Origin of the sequence: Pyruvatibacter sp. HU-CL02332, from assembly GCF_040362765.1 — a bacterium.
Taxonomy (GTDB): Bacteria; Pseudomonadota; Alphaproteobacteria; order CGMCC-115125; family CGMCC-115125; genus Pyruvatibacter.
Window position 1 is genome coordinate 624329 of the sequence record NZ_BAABWK010000002.1, and the last position, 17929, is coordinate 642257.

Annotated in this window: 16 protein-coding genes; 8 read left to right on the forward strand and 8 right to left on the reverse strand. The window is 56.1% G+C overall.

The window, feature by feature from the left end; translation table 11 throughout:
* Positions 1–8: 8 nt before the first annotated feature.
* Entirely contained in the window at positions 9–1499 is a 1491-nt protein-coding gene (locus tag ABXH05_RS13660) for a leucyl aminopeptidase (protein ID WP_353561475.1), read from the reverse strand.
* Between the two features lie 333 nt (positions 1500–1832).
* Here ABXH05_RS13660 and lptF point away from each other — a divergent pair, with 333 nt between their 5' ends.
* The 8 genes from lptF to ABXH05_RS13700 all read left to right on the forward strand — a co-directional run bounded on the left by lptF (position 1833) and on the right by ABXH05_RS13700 (position 12235).
* Entirely contained in the window at positions 1833–3005 is a 1173-nt protein-coding gene (lptF, locus tag ABXH05_RS13665) for an LPS export ABC transporter permease LptF (protein WP_353561476.1), read from the forward strand.
* Positions 3002–4093: an LPS export ABC transporter permease LptG gene (gene lptG / locus ABXH05_RS13670; RefSeq protein WP_353561477.1), complete on the forward strand. Its 1092-nt coding sequence runs from the start codon at positions 3002–3004 to the stop codon at positions 4091–4093. The genes lptF and lptG overlap by 4 nt, the downstream gene beginning before the upstream one ends.
* A 6-nt stretch (positions 4094–4099) precedes the next feature.
* Positions 4100–6481 carry an LPS-assembly protein LptD gene (locus ABXH05_RS13675; RefSeq protein WP_353561479.1) on the forward strand — a complete coding sequence of 794 codons (2382 nt, stop codon included), beginning with the start codon at positions 4100–4102 and terminating at the stop codon, positions 6479–6481.
* A gap of 170 nt (positions 6482–6651) precedes the next feature.
* Positions 6652–7977, forward strand: a complete 1326-nt coding sequence (locus ABXH05_RS13680) for a peptidylprolyl isomerase (RefSeq protein ID WP_353561481.1) — start codon at positions 6652–6654, stop codon at positions 7975–7977.
* Positions 7974–9008 (forward strand): 4-hydroxythreonine-4-phosphate dehydrogenase PdxA, encoded by a 1035-nt coding sequence (gene pdxA, locus ABXH05_RS13685; protein ID WP_353561482.1) that lies wholly within the window; start codon positions 7974–7976, stop codon positions 9006–9008. The genes ABXH05_RS13680 and pdxA overlap by 4 nt, the downstream gene beginning before the upstream one ends.
* A complete protein-coding gene (gene rsmA, locus ABXH05_RS13690; RefSeq protein ID WP_353561484.1) occupies positions 9005–9835 on the forward strand; it encodes a 16S rRNA (adenine(1518)-N(6)/adenine(1519)-N(6))-dimethyltransferase RsmA in 831 nt (276 codons plus the stop codon). The genes pdxA and rsmA overlap by 4 nt, the downstream gene beginning before the upstream one ends.
* A 164-nt stretch (positions 9836–9999) precedes the next feature.
* Positions 10000–11133, forward strand: a complete 1134-nt coding sequence (locus ABXH05_RS13695) for an iron-containing alcohol dehydrogenase (RefSeq protein WP_353561486.1) — start codon at positions 10000–10002, stop codon at positions 11131–11133.
* Between the two features lie 52 nt (positions 11134–11185).
* The gene (locus tag ABXH05_RS13700; RefSeq protein ID WP_348139863.1) at positions 11186–12235 is read left to right on the forward strand and encodes an alcohol dehydrogenase; all 1050 of its coding nucleotides are present in this window, start codon (positions 11186–11188) and stop codon (positions 12233–12235) included.
* 6 nt (positions 12236–12241) lie between these two features.
* Here the strand turns inward: ABXH05_RS13700 and gmk are convergent, their stop codons facing one another.
* The 7 genes from gmk to ABXH05_RS13735 all read right to left on the reverse strand — a co-directional run bounded on the left by gmk (position 12242) and on the right by ABXH05_RS13735 (position 17922).
* Complete coding sequence (gene gmk, locus ABXH05_RS13705; protein WP_348141108.1) at positions 12242–12847, reverse strand: guanylate kinase; 606 nt, start codon at positions 12845–12847, stop codon at positions 12242–12244.
* A gap of 25 nt (positions 12848–12872) precedes the next feature.
* Entirely contained in the window at positions 12873–13745 is an 873-nt protein-coding gene (locus ABXH05_RS13710; RefSeq protein WP_353561488.1) for a YicC/YloC family endoribonuclease, read from the reverse strand.
* Between the two features lie 24 nt (positions 13746–13769).
* Positions 13770–14807, reverse strand: a complete 1038-nt coding sequence (gene mltG, locus ABXH05_RS13715; protein WP_353561490.1) for an endolytic transglycosylase MltG — start codon at positions 14805–14807, stop codon at positions 13770–13772.
* Between the two features lie 64 nt (positions 14808–14871).
* Positions 14872–16137 carry a beta-ketoacyl-ACP synthase II gene (fabF, locus tag ABXH05_RS13720; RefSeq protein WP_348141106.1) on the reverse strand — a complete coding sequence of 422 codons (1266 nt, stop codon included), beginning with the start codon at positions 16135–16137 and terminating at the stop codon, positions 14872–14874.
* A gap of 130 nt (positions 16138–16267) precedes the next feature.
* Complete coding sequence (locus tag ABXH05_RS13725) at positions 16268–16507, reverse strand: acyl carrier protein (RefSeq protein WP_043948813.1); 240 nt, start codon at positions 16505–16507, stop codon at positions 16268–16270.
* A gap of 305 nt (positions 16508–16812) precedes the next feature.
* Positions 16813–17550, reverse strand: coding sequence for a 3-oxoacyl-[acyl-carrier-protein] reductase (gene fabG, locus ABXH05_RS13730; RefSeq protein WP_353561492.1), 738 nt, complete (start codon positions 17548–17550; stop codon positions 16813–16815).
* 15 nt (positions 17551–17565) lie between these two features.
* Positions 17566–17922 carry a GFA family protein gene (locus tag ABXH05_RS13735; protein WP_353561494.1) on the reverse strand — a complete coding sequence of 119 codons (357 nt, stop codon included), beginning with the start codon at positions 17920–17922 and terminating at the stop codon, positions 17566–17568.
* Between the last annotated feature and the right edge of the window lie 7 nt (positions 17923–17929).

A 17929-nucleotide genomic window follows, 5' to 3' on the forward strand; every position in this document is an offset into this window, starting at 1 on the left:
GGGCCGGACTATTTCTCAAAATTGTCCGACACCAGACGATCAAGCAGTCGCACACCCCAGCCGGTTCCCCAGGATGGGGACGTCGGCTTGCTGCCGGACTGCCACGCTGTGCCTGCGATATCCAGATGCGCCCACGGCACACCATTGGTGTAGTGACCTAGGAACTGGGCCGCTGTGATTGATCCCGCAAACCGGCCGCCAATGTTTCGCATGTCAGCAAATTTGGATTTGATGAGCTTGTCGTAGCCTGGCCCCATGGGTAGCCGCCAAAGCGTCTCGCCTGATGCTTTGCCCGCATCAAGGATCTGATCCGCCAGCTTGTCATTGTCTGAGAAAAGTCCGGCATGTTCTTCACCAAGAGCCACAAGGATGGCACCCGTTAGTGTTGCCAGATCAATCATGAAGCGTGGCTTGAACCGGTCCTGCGTGTACCAAAGCGCATCCGCAAGGACGAGACGTCCTTCGGCGTCCGTATTCTGGATTTCGATGGTCTGCCCGGACATTGAGGTGACGATGTCACCGGGACGCTGAGCGCCAGCGTCCGGCATGTTTTCGACCAGACCGATGACACCCACCGCGTTGACCTTGGCCTTGCGTGCTGCGAGCGCCAGCATTGTGCCTGTGACAGCTGCCGCGCCGCCCATGTCGCCCTTCATATCTTCCATACCGGCGCCGGGTTTGAGGGAAATGCCGCCTGTGTCGAACGTCACGCCCTTGCCGACGAAAGCAACTGGCTTGGATTTGGCCGCACCGCCATCCCACCGCATGACGACCAGCTGACTTTCGCGCACAGAGCCCTGCCCCACACCCAGCAGCGACCCCATGCCCAGTTTTTCCATCTGCTTTTCACCAAGAACCTCAACCTTGAGGCCCTTTGATGTTAGCGCTTTGCACTTCTTGGCAAAACTCTCCGGATACAGAACATTTGGCGGTTCGTTGACCAGGTCGCGGGCGAGATAGACGCCCTGCCCGACCGCAGACAGCGCAGCCCATGCCTTTTTAGCTCGCGCCTGCGCCTTCGTCATCACGCCAATCTTGGTCAGGCTTGGTTTTTGGTCGGGCTTCTGCTTGGTGCGATATCCATCAAAGCGGTATGCAGCAAGCTGCGCGCCAAGGGCGAGATGAGCAGCGACGTCGCCATCCGCAATCTCACTGCCTTCAATTTCATCGCCAGCGAATGACCCTTGTTTGATGCGCGCGCTGTTAAGCCGTCCAACCATACGCCCCGCCGCAGTCTCCAGACCTGCGGGTTTAAGTGACTTGGCAGCGCCAAGGCCCACGACGAACAGACGATTGACACTGAGGCCCTGCGGCGCGGCAATGTCCAACACCTGACCTGCTTTGCCTTTGAATTCCGCGGCCTTGATGGCCCGTGCAAGGCCGCCATCCATTGCCTCGTCTACGGCTTGAGCGGTCGGCAATAGCTTGTTGCCTTCTACAGCAATCAGAACAAGAGCTCCTGTCTTGGGCAGGGTGCTGCTGGAGATCGTCACATTCATCGGGATTGTCCTTCATGGCCCGGGATGCAGGGCCGGTTTTTGGTCTGGAACGAGGCTGGTGGGGACCCTTGCAGGCCCCTGATTTGTTAACTTTACCGAAATCGTGATCCAAAGGCGCGGAAAAGTCGCGCTTTTGGGCGATTAGCACGCCATTAAGGGGTTCGCCAAACCCACAAAGTGCTGTATTTCCAAAGGGCTGCGGGGATTGATTACGTGATTTGGCGTCCGGCTGTTAACCAAAAACAGCATCCGGTCGCCTAATATGAAACACGACACTGCCCGTTTGCTGAGATGCTTACGGGCACCCTGCAGGACCGGACAGACCAAGCCCAGATGGCAAGCGACACCCAATCCCGAGTTTTCAAGATCGATGCCTATGTGGCCCGTCTCGTGACAGGGCCCTTTTTGGTCTTCATGCTCATCCTGACCGGCGTCGTCTGGCTGACGCAGTCACTTGAGTTGCTCAATGACGTGATCGAGCAAGGTCAAAACATCGGCGTGTTCCTTTACCTCTCCGTGCTGGTGGTCCCATCCATTCTGGTTATCGTCCTGCCAATCGGTCTCTTCTTTGCGGTTGTCTATTGCCTTTACCGGCTGCGCTCAGACAGCGAACTGGTTGTCATGTATGCGGCGGGCATGAGCCGATGGCAGGTGGCACGCCCCATCTTTGGCTGTGCACTAACGGTCATGCTGCTGGCCTATCTGGTCAACATGTTGCTGCTGCCGATGGCCATGCGCGACATGCGGTCTGTTCTGCTGGAGATGCGCACCGAGTTTGCTTCCTCGCTTCTTCAGGCCGGTGAATTCACTACGCCTGCTGCCGGCCTTACCGTGTTTGTTGAGAACCGTCTTCCAGGTGGCGAAATCGAGGGGCTTCTGGTCCACGACAACCGCGACAAAGACAAACCCGTCAGCTACATCGCCGACCGCGGACAATTGATTGATACGCGCGAAGGTCCACGCCTGATCATGCTGAACGGCAACATTCAGCGTCGCGATGCAAAGAAAAAGACGGACTTCCTCTATTTCGACAAATATGCGTTTGACCTGAGCCAGTTCGAAAATCCTGCTGAAGAACGGTATTTCAAGGCCTATGAGCGGTATCTGCCGGAATTGCTGTGGCCGGATACGACGCAAGCCTATGACAATCAGTACGAAAACGAATTGATTGCCGAAGGTCACGCGCGCATCACGTCGCCACTCTATGCGCTGGTGTTTGCAGCTTTTGCCATGGCAGGTCTGTTGCCTAACGAGTTCAATCGGCGGGGCTATGGACGGCGAATTGTGCTTACCGTCGCGCTCGGACTAGCAGTACGTTTGCTCGACCTGGCATCGGTTGGCTGGGCAACCCGATATCCAATGCTCATCGGCATTCAGTACCTCATCCCCATTGCCGCATTTGCCGGCGCGTGCGCCATGATTGGTGGCTGGAAGCCGATGGCAAGTCTGGCTGCGCTGCGACGCGGATCACAGACGATCGAATCCGCGGAGGCATCACGCTCATGAAGATGCCGTGGACCATGTATCTTTATTTTGGCCGCCGTGCGCTGATGGCTATCGCGGCGTCATTCATCATCTGTATGGCGCTTGCTTTCGTAATCGATTTTGTCGAGCTGCTGCGCCGCACCGGCTCGCGCGAAGTTCCGTTCACGACGGTTCTTTCCATGGGACTGCTGCGACTGCCAAGCATCTCTGAGAAAATGATGCCGTTTGCTGTACTCTTCGGGTCCATGTGGGCATTCCTGCAATTGTCCCGCACCAACGAGTTTGTGGTGGCGCGTGCATCCGGTGTCTCCGCCTGGCAGTTCCTTGCGCCTGCAGTAGCGCTTGCCTTGATTATCGGCACCGGCGCTGTTGCGGTTTACAACCCGTTGGCGGCTGCCATGGTGTCGCGGTTCGAAGCACTTGAATCAAAATATGTCCGTGGACGGACCAGCCTGCTCGCAGTATCTGACTCGGGCCTTTGGCTGCGCCAGGCTGATGAGAATGGACAATCCGTTATCCATGCTCTTGGCGTGACCAATCAGGGTGTCGAACTGCGGGACGTCATTATCTTCCTCTACAACAATGATGACGAGTTCATCGCCCGTATTGATGCTGACAATGCAGAACTTGGTGACGGGCAGTGGAAAATTGGCAATGCTCAGGTTGCAACGCCGGGCGAACGGCGCACGCTGCACGAGACCTACTCGCTTCCCACAAGCCTGACGCTTGAACGCGTCCAGGAGAGCTTCGCTTCACCGGACACCTTGTCGTTTTGGGAACTGCCGGAGTTCATTGAGACTGCCCAGGAAGCAGGGTTTTCCGCGCTGAGATACGAGCTTCACTGGCATCAACTTGCGTCGCGGCCGTTCCTTATGGCGGCCATGGTACTTATTGCCGCCTGCTTCAGCCTGAGGCTGACCCGGCTGGGCGGCATTGGCCAGTTGATTGTTGCCGGCATCATAAGCGGCTTCTTTTTGTACTTTTTCACCGATGTGACCCTTGCGCTGGGCGCACGAGGGGTTATGCCTGTTGTTCTGGCCGCATGGTCACCAGCTTTTATCAGTGCAATGCTCGGCGGAGCACTGATTTTTCATCAAGAGGACGGTTAGGGGCGTATGGGGGAAGAAGGGGTCATTTCTCTTCAACGTCGGGGAAAAGACACAACGACCCAGCGTCTGGGGATGCTGGCTGCCTGCACCTGCGCGCTACTGGCAGCCTTGACGGCCGCGCCACAGGAGGCCAACGCGCAGTCAGCCCGCCCCGCTGATAGAATTGTCCTTATTGATCCCAGCGAAACCGTAGCTGACCGCACGCCCGACAAGACTCTTGTGGGCGGCCCCGAAAATGCTGAACTGGATCCGTACCGAACCACTCAGACATTCGAGCAACCCGAAGATACGGTCCTCATCGAAGCCGATGAGATGGTGCATGATCGCGAGGTCGATGTTGTTACTGCCAGTGGCAACGTGGAAGTTACATCGGATTCTCGCGTGCTGTTGGCAGATTCAATTGTCTATGACCGCGGCACAAAAACGGTAACGGCCAATGGGAACGTAAGCCTTCTTCAGCCAGATGGTCAGGTTCTGTTTGCAGATTCAATGGTGCTGTCGGATGACTTCGCTGACGCAGTCGGTGAAACCGTTCGCCTCTTGCTTGAAGAGAATGCGCGCATCGCGGCAAATTCAGGCACGAGAAGCGCTGGCAACCGAACTGAGCTCAAGAAGGCCGTCTACACTGTCTGCGACGTGTGTGAAGAAGATCCAAACTCTTCCCCGCTGTGGCAAATTCGATCCTTCAACGTCGTACACGACAAAGAAAAGAAGCGCGTCGAATATGAAGACGCCTTCATTGAGTTCTTTGGTGTGCCGATCATGTACACCCCTTATTTCAGCCACCCTGACCCGACAGTGAAACGGCAGACAGGCCTGCTCACACCGACAATTGCGGTCTCGCCGGAATTTGGAACGACGGTCCGCACACCGTTCTTCTGGAATATTGCGCCGAACATGGACTTTACGTTCCGTCCGCGCTGGCAAACCCAGGTTGGCGATGTCTATGCCGGTGAGTTCCGCCATCATATCGGGTTTGGCCAATACAAGATTGATGCAAGTGCGACCTGGCCGGATGAAGAGACCGTTCGAGGCACTGATATTGAGCCATTTCGCGGGCATGTGTTCGCAGATGGTCAGTTTGATATCACTGAAAAAACCCAAGCCGGCTTTGACCTAAAACTGACATCAGATGAGACCTATCTGCGCCGATATGACATCTTCAACGAGAATGATCTGATTTCGACTGCATATGTTCGGACGATCGACGACCGAAACTTTGCGCGCGCGGAAGCCTTCTACTTCCAAGGCCTTCAGGCCAACGATGACCAAGCCAGCATCCCATTTGTTACGCCGCTGGTTGACGCGGAGTACTACCTTGAACCGCTTGTAGCGGGCGGCCAGGTCAAGGGCAGATTCAATGCCCTCAACCTGCAACGGACTGAAGGCACAAGCTTCCAGAGGTTCTCCGGGGATATTGGCTGGGACATTTCCCGCACAGCCAAGTCAGGTGAGCAGTTCGGCGCGTTCGCCGACGTGCGGGGTGATGTTTATGTGGTCGACGAAGATGTGATCAATGGTGTTGGTCAGAACAAATCTTCGGTGCAAACGCGAGTTATGCCGACATTGGGCGTTGAGTATCGCTGGCCCTGGATCAGCACTGGTGAAAAATCGTCACAAATCATTGAGCCAATCGTTCAAGCCATTTACTCGCCCAGCAACTCCAATCCGCGTGACATTCCCAACGATGACAGCCTGAGCGTCGACTTTGATACGACGCACCTGTTTGATCGCAATCGCTATCCGGGTCTTGATCGTTTCGAAGATGGCGCACGGGTCAACTACGGACTGCAGTACTCATTGCTTGGTGACAATGGTGGCCAGGCAAACATCCTGCTTGGCCAGTCTTACCGACTGGAAGAAAGCGCAACATTCCCTGCAGGCAGCGGACTTCAAGACAGCGATTCTGATGTGGTGGGCAGGGTCCAGATCAACCCGGGCCCCTATCTCGACGTTGTCAGCCGGTTCCGAGCTGACCCAAAGGACGGGAAACTTCTTCGCAACGAAGTCTCTTTGACTTCCAGTTTCAATCTTTTCGAAGACCGTGGTGTCGGCATTTCCGCCAACTACGTTTTCCTCGATGCGGACCTAGATACGGTCAACAATCGTGAGGGCGAAGAAGTTACGGGCAGCTTCTCATTCAACTTCGCGGAAAACTGGTGGATGAATGGTCATGCTCGCCGTGACCTGCGACGCGCTGAAATGGTGTCTGATGGCGTTGGCCTCACATATCAGGACGAGTGTTTCCTGTTCTCTTTGAACTTCAATCAGAGCTTTATTCGTGACCGCGATATCGAACCGACCAACTCTGTCACGTTCCGTATCCAACTCGTGAGTCTTGGCGAATTTGGCGCCTCAACAACGGTATCCAGCGCGCAGACAAACTAGCTGCAACTTCACGGATGGGGGCGCTTGATTGAAGCGCATCTTTCGCTATGCTCCGCATGGGCGTGGGGAACATTTAAACCGTTGGAAGCATGAAGCTTTTAAGCTTTCATCCCCGGCATTCTTCGTTCACAGGCTGAAATGCCTGCCAAGCAGACATGATATCGGTTCACATGCACACAAAACTGCTCAAAAATCTGCGCCAAGGCGCGCTTTCTGCACGCGCCAACGCGTTTCGCGGACTGACTCTTGCTATTGCATCTGTGGGCCTGGCCGCCCTGCTCTCTGGCCCATCATCGGCCCAGATGGTGCAAAAAATTGCAGCTATTGTGAATGATAGCGTCATCTCCGGTTATGATCTGGAGCAGCGACTTGGGCTCGTGTTCGCAACGGCTGGTGTCCCTCGCACGCCGGAAAATGTAGAGCGAATTCGACCTCAGATTTTGCGAGCTCTCGTCGACGAGCGTCTGCAAATTCAAGAAGCTCTGGATAAAAACATTGATGTTGATGATGCTGATATTGACCAGTCCATCGAGCGTCTGGGCGGGCGGAGCAACATGTCCCTGGAGCAGATCCAGGAGTTTCTGCAATCCGTCAATGTGAATGTGGACACACTGCGCAATCAGGTCTTTGCTGAACTTGCGTGGAACGAACTGGTGGAAAGCCGTTTTGGACCACGAGTCACCGTAACTGATACGGAAATCGACACGGTACTTGAGCGGATCATCAATCAGTCTGAGCTGGCATCCTACCTCGTGTCGGAGGTTCTGGTATCTGTGGAAACACCGGAAGACGAAACGCGCGCTCGAGCGGCAGCTGCGCAATTGGTTGATCAGTTGAGGCAGGGCGGTGATATCCGCGCTATTGCGGGGCAGTTCAGCCAAGCACCGACAGCTGCCAATGGCGGCGATGCCGGGTGGATCATCGACGGACAGCTCTCAAGCGCGCTGAATTCATCGTTGCGTGTTTTGAAAATCGGAGAGACATCGGATCCAATCCGGACTGTTGCGGGCTATCACATTCTCCAATTGCGGGATCGTCGGCTGAGCGGAGACCAAATGGATCCCATGGATGCCACCATCACCATTGAAGCCATCAACATACCCTTCACCGAGGGCATGCCCCGCGCAAAGCTGGAACGCACAGGCAATGCAATTGGTGAGGCTCTCAAAACCCCGATGGCATGTGGTGAACTGGAGTCGTTCGCCAAAAAGCTCGATCCAAACTCGCGCTTCAGCCGGATCGAAGATCGGGCAATGCGCGCATTTCCTGCACCTGCTCGCCCCGCACTCATGGAACTTGAGGTGAACAAGTGGGGCGCGCCTCAACGAACCCCGGATGGCATCGAACTTGTTGTGCTGTGCAATCGCAATATGGTCGAACGTCAATTGCCCAGCAGGAATGATATCGAAAACCAGCTGTTCAATCAGGAACTGGCCATGATGTCTCGCCGCTATCTACGTGATCTGCGACGCAATGCTGTTGTCGAAATGCGGTGAGCAAGACAATTGACCCTGTTTCCCTGCCGTTGGCTGTCACCATGGGTGAACCGGCTGGTATTGGTGGGGAGATAGTTCTCAAGGCTTGGGCTGATCGGGATGCATCCGGTTTGCCCCCCTTCGTGGCCATTGATGACCCGGCCAGACTTGAGAAAATTGCCAAACAACTTGGTCTTATTGTCCCTCTGACCTTGGTTGGCAGTGGCTCTGAAGCCGTGAGTGCGTTTTCGGCTGCATTGCCGGTGGCGGAACTTGATGAACCGCTGACCCCACCGGCAGTGCCGGGAACTACCAACGTGGCGCATGGCGAAACCGTTATCAGCTCGATTGAAGTAGCCACTCAATGGGTGTTTGAGGGCCAGGCCAGTGCAGTGGTCACCAATCCCATTCAAAAGCAAAGCCTCTATGAGGCTGGCTTCAGATATCCGGGCCACACGGAGTATCTTGCGGCACTGACCGGCGCTGAGGGTGCGCCTGTCATGATGTTGGTGTCGCCACAGATGCGCGTGGTGCCCGTGACCATCCACATCCCGCTGGCTGAAGTTGCACAGCAACTGACGACACAGGCCATCATCCACGCGGGGCGCGTGACTGCCCAAAGCCTGCGTAACGACTTTCAGATCCGCTCGCCACGCCTGGCTGTGGCGGGGCTCAACCCGCATGCCGGTGAGGGCGGCACCATTGGCGCCGAGGAAGACACCATCATTGCGCCGGCTATTGAAGCATTGAAGTCCGAAGGCATTCGCGTGTCAGGCCCCTACCCGGCAGACACGCTTTTCCATGCCCGGGCTCGAGAGAATGCTGACGCGTTCTTGTGCATGTATCACGATCAAGCCCTCATTCCGCTCAAGACGCTTGATTTCGATCGTGGGGTCAACATGACGCTTGGCTTGCCGCTTGTTCGAACATCGCCTGACCATGGCACGGCACTTGATATTGCAGGATCAGGTAGCGCAAACCCGGAAAGTTTCATTGAAGCCCTCAAGCTGGCGGCGTTGTGCGCGGCCAACAGAAGGCTTCAGATACAATGAGCGATGATGGTTTGCCGCCCCTGCGCGATGTAATCGCAGAACATGGTCTCGATGCGCGCAAGTCGTTGGGACAGCACTTTCTTCTTGATCTCAACCTCACCCGCCGCATCGCTCGCGTTGCGGGCGACCTTGGCGAGCACGACACAATTGAAGTGGGGCCTGGCCCCGGTGGGCTTACACGCGCATTGCTGATGGAAGGCGCCAAGCGTGTGGTTGCTGTTGAACGGGACGAGCGCGCATCAGCAGCTCTTGCTGAAGTGGGGCGGACCTATGCCGGGCGCTTCTCACTTGTTGAAGCGGATGCAATGGCGGTTGATGAGGCTGATCACATAACCGGCCCAGCCCGGATCGTGGCCAACCTGCCCTACAACATTTCGACAGCTTTATTGTTGAAATGGCTCAGCCTGGACCCTTGGCCGTCCTGGCTCGTGTCGATGACGCTCATGTTTCAGAAAGAAGTCGCTGAGCGGGTTGTAGCCGCGCCCGGCAGCAAAGCCTACGGACGATTGTCGGTCATTTCGCAATGGCGAACAGATGCCTATATCGCCTTTGACGTGGACCCCCGTGCTTTCACCCCGCCACCGAAGGTGATGTCCAGCATCGTGCATATGACCCCAAAGGCAATGGGGCCGGACGACCCGCCCCTGCACGCTGTGGAGAAAGTGACTGCGGCAGCATTCGGGCAACGCCGGAAAATGCTGCGGGCATCTTTGAAACAGGTTTTTCAAGACCCGGAGGCAATATGCGAGCAGGTGGGCATCAAGCCAACTGAGCGGGCCGAACGCCTCACGGTGGACAATTTTCTGGATCTTGCACGCCTACTCTAGCAGCGGAACTCCGCTAGAAATGACGCGGATCAATAAGGCAGCATTTTGCGTCCATGCCATGTTGTGGGCAGGCGCAGCCGGTGGCAAAGTACCGGCCAACAAATGACTGACAATATGTCGGCACGTGCATCACCACATGCACCCACAGAGGATGGATCCAACACATGGCAACGCTCAATTACCTCAATACGACACACATTGATTTCGGCTCGCGTTCAATGGTGGCTGACACCATGAAGCAGCTCGGCATCAAGCGCCCGATGATTGTGACCGACAAAGGCATTGTCGCCGCCGGCATCCTCGACAAGGTGCGCGAGGCAATGGGCAATGAATTTTCGCCCGAAATTTTTGACGGCACACCTGAAAATCCAACCGAAGAGGCGACCCTTGAAGCCCTTGCTCAATACAAAGACGCAGGGTGCGATGGGGTGATTAGTCTTGGCGGCGGATCGTCGATGGATCTGGCAAAGGGGCTTGTTCTTCTGGCTACGCATGAGGGTGATCTAACCCAGTTCGCAGCGATTGAGGGCGGCGGCGGGCTCATTGGCGAGACAGCACCGCACATCGCAATGCCAACTACTGCCGGCACTGGCTCGGAAGTTTCTGTGGGTTCGGTGATCATCACCAAAGATGGCCGCAAGCTAATTTTTGCCAGCCAGCACCTGATCCCAAAGGTTGCACTGTGTGATCCCGATCTGACGATGGGCCTGCCTGCCCGCCTTACGGCAGCGACCGGCATGGATGCTATCACGCACTGCATTGAGGCCGTGATTTCACCGATGGATAATCCCCCAGCAGAAGCCGTTGGTCTTGATGGCCTGCGCCGGGCGTTCAAGATGGGATATCTGGAAAAGGCTGTTGCTGACGGGCAGGACAAAGACGCGCGCTACAACATGATGATGGCTGCGAGCGAAGGCGCCATGGCCTTTATCAAGGGTCTTGGTGCTGTTCATTCCATGAGCCATGCATGCGGTCGCATCAAGGAACTGAAACTGCACCACGGCACTCTGAATGCCGTCATCCTTCCGGCAGTCCTGCGCTACAACGCTGATTTTGTTGGCGACAAATATGACCGCATTCGCGAAGCGATGGGTCTGGCTGCCAATGCTGACCTGGCTGATGAAATCGAAGCCCTGAATGCACGCATCGGCATTCCCAAAAATCTTGGTGAGATGGGTGTATCCATGGACACGCCGGGCATTGTTGAGAATGCTGTGACGGATGTCAGCACCTTCACCAATCCGCGCCCGCTGGAAGCCAGCGACTACGAAAAACTGTTTGAGCAGGCAATCGGCTAATCCGCCCACCGCCCCTGCTCCAATACCCACACCGATACAAGGAAGCACCTCGATGAAGAGCCAATCCATTGTCGCCTATGGCGAAGCCCTGGAAGAAACCACATCAGATACCCCCGAGCCCAAAGGCCGCGAAGTTCTGGTGAAAGTTTCCCACTGTGGCGTATGCCACTCAGATGTTCATCTGCACGACGGACATTTCGACATGGGTGGTGGCAACCAGTTGGACGTGAAAGGTGGTCGCAAGCTGCCATTCACGCTCGGCCATGAGATTGAAGGTGTCGTGGAAGCGGTTGGCCCAGATGTCGAAGGTATCAAGCCGGGCGATGACTATGTGGTCTATCCCTGGATCGGCTGTGGTGAATGCGCCGTATGCGAACGTGGTGACGAGCACTATTGCGGTAAGCCGCGCCAGCTTGGCATCAACATTGCCGGCGGATTTGCGACCCATGTTCTTGTACCGGACCAGAAATATCTTCTGGACCGCACAGGCGTGACCCCGGGCCTTGCTGCTACTTACATGTGTTCGGGTCTTACGGCCTACTCCGCCCTCAAGCGGATTGGCGAACCGGGACCGGACGACAAGGTCGTCATTGTTGGCTGTGGTGGTGTTGGCATGATGGGCATTCAGTTCGCCCGTGCCCTGCTCTCTTCAGCGCCGCTTGCTGCTGATGTTGACCCCGGCAAGTTGCAGGCAGCACAGGGTGCCGGTGCTGCGGCCGTCTATAACCCCAAAGATGAAGATGCAATCAAGCAGGTCATCGCCGACACAAATGGTGGTGCGTATGCGGCAATTGATTTTGTGGGCTCTGAATCATCGCTCGCCTTTGCATCGTCTGTTGTCCGCAAGGGTGGTCAGGTTGTTGTGGTTGGATTGTTTGGTGGCGGATTTGCCATGCCGATCCCGATGTTCCCAATGCGGGCGCTCACCATAGGCGGCTCATTTGTGGGTTCACCGCAGGAAGCGTCCGACATGATGGAACTGGTACGCGCGGGGAAGGTTGATCCAATCCCCGTTGAGCAACGCGGCATGGATAAAGCAACACAGTCACTTGAGGATCTTCGTCAGGGATCTGTTCTGGGCCGCGTGGTGCTTGTTCCGTAGAGACCGCTAAAGGCCTTCGCGGAGGCCTTTCACGAACCCATCAAGGCCAGTCTGACGCGGGCGCTTCAAGCGTTCCGCGTCCAGAATGGCCCTTATTTGCGCGCTGCTTTGCGCGATGTCCTGATTGACGATGATGTAGTCATATTCAGCCCAGTGGCTCATCTCGTCAGCGGCCTTGGACATGCGACTGGCCACGACTTCGGCGCTGTCCTGAGCACGGGAATGCAGACGCCTTTCAAGCTCCTGCGTGGAGGGCGGCAATATGAAAATGCTCACCACATCAGCTCCGGCATTCTGCTTGAGCTGTTGTGTCCCCTGCCAGTCAATGTCGAACAGGACATCCTGACCACTCGCCAGTGCTTCTTCCACCGGCGCTTTGGGCGTGCCGTAGTAGTTGTCAAAAACTTTGGCGTGTTCGAGGAATTCGCGGCGGTTCACCATCAGCCCGAATTCTTCCACCGACGCAAAGTAGTAATCCTTGCCATCCACTTCCCCAGGGCGCGGCGCGCGCGTGGTGGCAGAAACTGACATGACGATTTCGTCGTCTGTTTCCAGCAGACCGCGAGACAGTGTCGTTTTGCCAGCGCCTGATGGCGACGACATGACGAACATCAATCCGCGTCGGTTGATTGAAATCTCACTCAACGTTTTGCACCTGTTCGCGTAGCTGTTCGATGGCGGCCTTGAGATCAAGACCTATGCGCGTGAGCTCCGTGTCCGATGACTTTGAGCACAGCGTGTTGGCTTCCCGGTTGAATTCCTGCGCCAGAAAATCAAGCTTCCGGCCAACTGAAACGCCTTCCGCCAAGAGCGTTCTGGCTTGCGCAATGTGGGCGCGCAGCCGGTCCAGTTCTTCGCGGATGTCCGCCTTGCCGGCCAGCATGGCAACTTCCTGAATGATCCGCTCTTCGGGCATGTCTGCGCGGTCTGCCAGAAGCTCCGCCACCTGCACCTCCAGCTTGCTGCGAATGGCCTCAGGTGCCGTCACTGCAAGTGCATCTGCCTGCGCAACAAGCTGGTCAATTTCACTTAACACGCTCTCAAGGATTGTCTGGAGTTTGCTGCCTTCATCCGTCCTGGCGGATACGAGGCTCTCCACCGCATCATCAAACGTCGCGGCCACGGCCTTAAGCCGGGCAGCTGTTTCGTCTTCGTCTGTGTCCGGCTCGGCGACTTCAATGACACCACGAATGCCCAACACGGCATCCAGTGTTGGTGGCTCCGTCCCCAGTCCTGTGGCCAATTCTTTGAGATCAGCCATGAGCTTGGTGGCGAGTGCTGCATTGACCCGCACATCGGTGCCGGCATTTTCCCGTTCAATGTTGATGAAGACCTGAACTGCGCCGCGCTTGAGCTTGGCCTGAAGCGCTTTTTTTAAACCTGGTTCAAGTGCCTCTAGCCCATTGGGCATCCGCATTCGGATATCAAGACCGCGTGCGTTGACGGTCTTGAGCTCCCAATGCCAGCGCCAGTCAGCGCGAGATCCGTCGGCGCGACCGAATCCCGTCATGCTTTGTATTTTCATGGACGCACCTTAGCGCAGTCCGCGCTCACGCTGTATCCGTCTCCACACACGTACATTCTGCTCGTGCTGGCGATTGGTCTTTGCAAAAGCGTGGCCGCCTGTGCCATCCGCAACAAAAAACAGGTAATCCGTCTCTGCCGGGTTCAATACTGCAGCAATCGCAGCTTCCCCGGGATTAGCAATTGGCGTCGGGGGAAGTCCATCAATCTGATAGGTGTTGTATGGGGTGGCAGCATTTATTTCCGAACGGCGTATGCGGCGGCCAAGAGGCCCCTCGCCGTTGGTAATTCCATAAATAATGGTTGGGTCGGACTGGAGCCGCATGCCCTTTCGCAAGCGATTGATAAAGACGCTTGCAGCCTTGTCACGCTCATCGCCCTTGCCGGTCTCCTTCTCCACAATCGAGGCGAGCACCAGGGCTTCTTCAATGGTGTTGAACGGCAGATCTTCCTGACGGTCATCCCACAGGTCATTGATGACCTTTCGCTGGGCCTTACGCATACGGTCCACGACGTCCTGACGCGATGTACCGCGGGTTACCAGATAGGTTTCGGGCAGGAGAGACCCTTCAGCAGGAACAATGGGAACGCTCCCGGTCAATACGGGCTGAAGCTTGAGATGCTCTACGACTTCCCATGAGGTCATGCCCTCGAAGACAGTGATGGAATGAAGGATGGGTTTTCCTTCAACCAGAATGCGCATGATTTCGCGCATGCTGGCGTGGCGTGGAATTTCGTACTCACCGGCTTTCAGAGCTGAAGCTTTGCGGTGCACTTCTACGCCAACCCGGAACATCAGCGCATCTGCCACAAGGCCTTCACGCTCGAGCTGATTGGCAATGCGTGCAAGCCCGGACCCTTCTTCAATCAGGACTGTAGTTCGGGCAGGAATGTCACTTGGGCCGACGAAGCCGCGCCACGCGATCCACATCGGTGCGCCCACGACGAGGAGCGCCACCAGAAATGAAATGGTGAAGAAAGTAATCGCTCGCAGGAAACGCCGCTTGGGCTTTTCTGGTTTGGTCGGTGGAGTAGACGTCTCAGTCATGGCGGCGATTTCTACCTTGATCGGGCCTGCAAGAGCCAGCTCGGGTGGGAAGCGTCAGCCCTGTTTATGCCTCAACTGCCTTAAAGACGAGTGAAGCATTTGTGCCGCCAAAACCGAAGGAATTGGACAGTGCGATATTCACATTCCGCTCCCGCTTGGTGTTAGCCACAAGATCAAGGGACGTCTCTACAGACGGATTGTCCAGATTGATGGTGGGCGGCACGACATTGTCGCGAATGGCGAGCATGGAGAAGATGCCCTCAATCGCACCAGCAGCACCCAGGAGGTGCCCGACTGCAGACTTGGTGGATGACATTGAGACGTCCACCTTCTCAGAACCAAACAGGCGCTCTACTGCCCGCAGTTCAATCTCATCACCCAGTGGTGTGGATGTGCCGTGTGCATTCACATAGTCGATGTCTTCAGGCGATATGCCTGCACGCTCAATAGCCATCTTCATTGAGCGGTAAGCGCCGTCGCCATCTTCTGCGGGGGCTGTAATGTGATAGGCGTCACCGGACATGCCGTAGCCAACAACCTCGGCGTAGATCTTCGCGCCGCGTGCTTTGGCGTGTTCGTATTCCTCGACCACAACCACACCAGCGCCCTCGCCCATGACAAAACCGTCGCGGTCTTTGTCATAGGGACGTGAGCCTTTTTCCGGCGTGTCATTGAACCCGGTTGAAAGGGCGCGGCATGCGCAGAAGCCGCCGATGCCCAGCGGCGAGATGGCGCCTTCAGCACCACCGGCAACCATGACATCTGCGTCGCCGAACATGACCATGCGTGCCGCGTCACCAATGGCATGCGCGCCGGTGGAACAGGCCGTTACCACTGAGTGGTTCGGGCCTTTGAGGCCCCAGCGAATTGAGGCGTAGCCGGATGTCAGATTGATTAGGCGGCCGGGAATAAAGAACGGCGACAGACGACGCAGGCCCTTGTTGTGAAGGGTCAGTGCCCCTTCTTCGATACCGGGAAGCCCACCGATGCCAGAACCAATAATCACGCCGGACCGGATCTGATCTTCGTACTCTTCTGGATGCCAGTCAGCATCATCCAGTGCCTGCTTGGCGGCCGCCTGCGAATAGATGATGAAATCATCCATGCGTTTGGCTTCCTTAGGCTCAACCCATTCGTCCTGATTGAACGTGCCGTCCGTGCCATCACCGCGCTTCACTTCGCAGGCGATGGTGCAGGGATATCCGGAGGCATCAAACTTGGTGATCTGTCCGGCACCGGACTGGCCATCAAGGAGCCGTGACCATGTTGTTTCAACGCCGGTCCCAAGGGGCGTTACAAGGCCCATGCCCGTAACCACTGCGCGTCTCAGCTCAACCATGGATGTCTCCTAGATGGGTATAGAGGGACGGATGTAAGGATCACCCGTCAGATAGCAATACGGACGGGCATGCTGATGCACACCCGTCCGCCAAAAAGTCTAGTTCTCAAGCCGCATCAGCTTAGCTGCTGGCGTTTTCCTTGATGAACTTGATTGCATCGCCAACCGTCAGGATGGTTTCAGCAGCATCATCAGGGATTTCGACTTCGAATTCTTCTTCGAAAGCCATAACCAGCTCGACGGTATCCAGGCTGTCTGCGCCCAGATCGTCAATGAAGCTGGCATTTTCGGTGACCTTGTCGGCTTCAACGCCAAGGTGCTCAACAACGATCTTTTTGACGTTCTCTGCGATGTCACTCATGTTTCTTCTCTCAGCTCATAGTATGCGATCAGGCGGCAAAACCGGCATGATCTGGGGCTTAAACTAGGCTCGCACACCCGTCGAAATGTCTCAATTCCAATCAGGCATACGGCAAACGCGATATTGGACAAACTGCAGCGCTACCTTTGTACAGCGCCCGCTTCTGTCCCGAAAAGCGGTCGCTTGGTAACACAATCATATTCCTTTGACCAGATTGTCAGCGTGAGGGCAATAGGCCTTAAAAACCAAGTGATTCCGGGCCTCTAGCCTTGGATTCATCCGGGGCACCCTAGCTGACAGTTAGGCTAAATCATGGCCATGCCGCCATTCACATGGATGGTCTGTCCTGTGACGTAGGCTGCTTCTTCACTGGCCAGATACAAAGTGGCCGCCGCAATTTCGTCAGATGTACCAAGGCGACCGGCGGGAATGCGGGTGGAAATGGCTTCTTTCTGGCCATCATCCAGCACATCGGTCATCGCCGTCTGGATGAATCCCGGAGCCACACAATTGGCGGTGATTCCCCGACTTGCAACTTCCTGAGCGATAGATTTGGTCATTCCGATCATGCCGGCCTTTGCGGCGGCATAGTTCGCCTGCCCTGGGTTCCCGGTGACGCCCACCACAGACGTAATGCCGACAATACGGCCCCACCGGCGTTTCATCATTCCGCGCATCAAGCCACGCGAGAGGCGGAAGCTGGCCGTCAGGTTCACGGCCAGGACCTGATCCCACTCTTCGTCTTTCATCCGCATAAAGATGTTGTCTCGGGTGATGCCAGCATTATTCACGAGGATATCGACCTGGCCCAGCGCGCCTTCCGCCTGCTTTGGAAGAGCATCCACAGCGTCCGCATCGCCCAGATTGCACGGCAGCACATGGACACGGTCGCCAAGTTCTGCTGCGACTTCATTGAGTACATTCTCGCGCGTACCGGATATGCCGACTATTGCCCCTTGTGCATGGAGCGACTTTGCAATTGCGCCGCCGATACCGCCGGTCGCGCCGGTTACCAGGGCCGTTTTGCCAGTGAGGTCAAACATCCAACATCTCCGTTTCTATTCAAGCTCTGCACCGTCGACGAGGCCAATCTCGTGTTCCGGTGGAATGATAGCATTGTCGAGGCAACCAAAATTCACGCTTATCTGGGTCGGGTCTGATCGCCGTTTGTGGTGTGTGTAGACGCCGCATAGGGAGCAGAAAAAGTGCTCTGCGATCTGTTTGTTCCACTTGTAGGTCGATAGCGCCGCCTCGCCGCCCGTAAGTTGAAAGTCTTCCCGGCGGACCGGCTTCATGATGATTGCTTTTTTGATGCACAAACTACAATTGCAGCGATAGAGGTCACTCTCCGCCTCATCTGTATCAATCGCAAACGTTATGGCACCGCAGTGGCATGACCCGGAAAAGGTCGGCATCGCACAT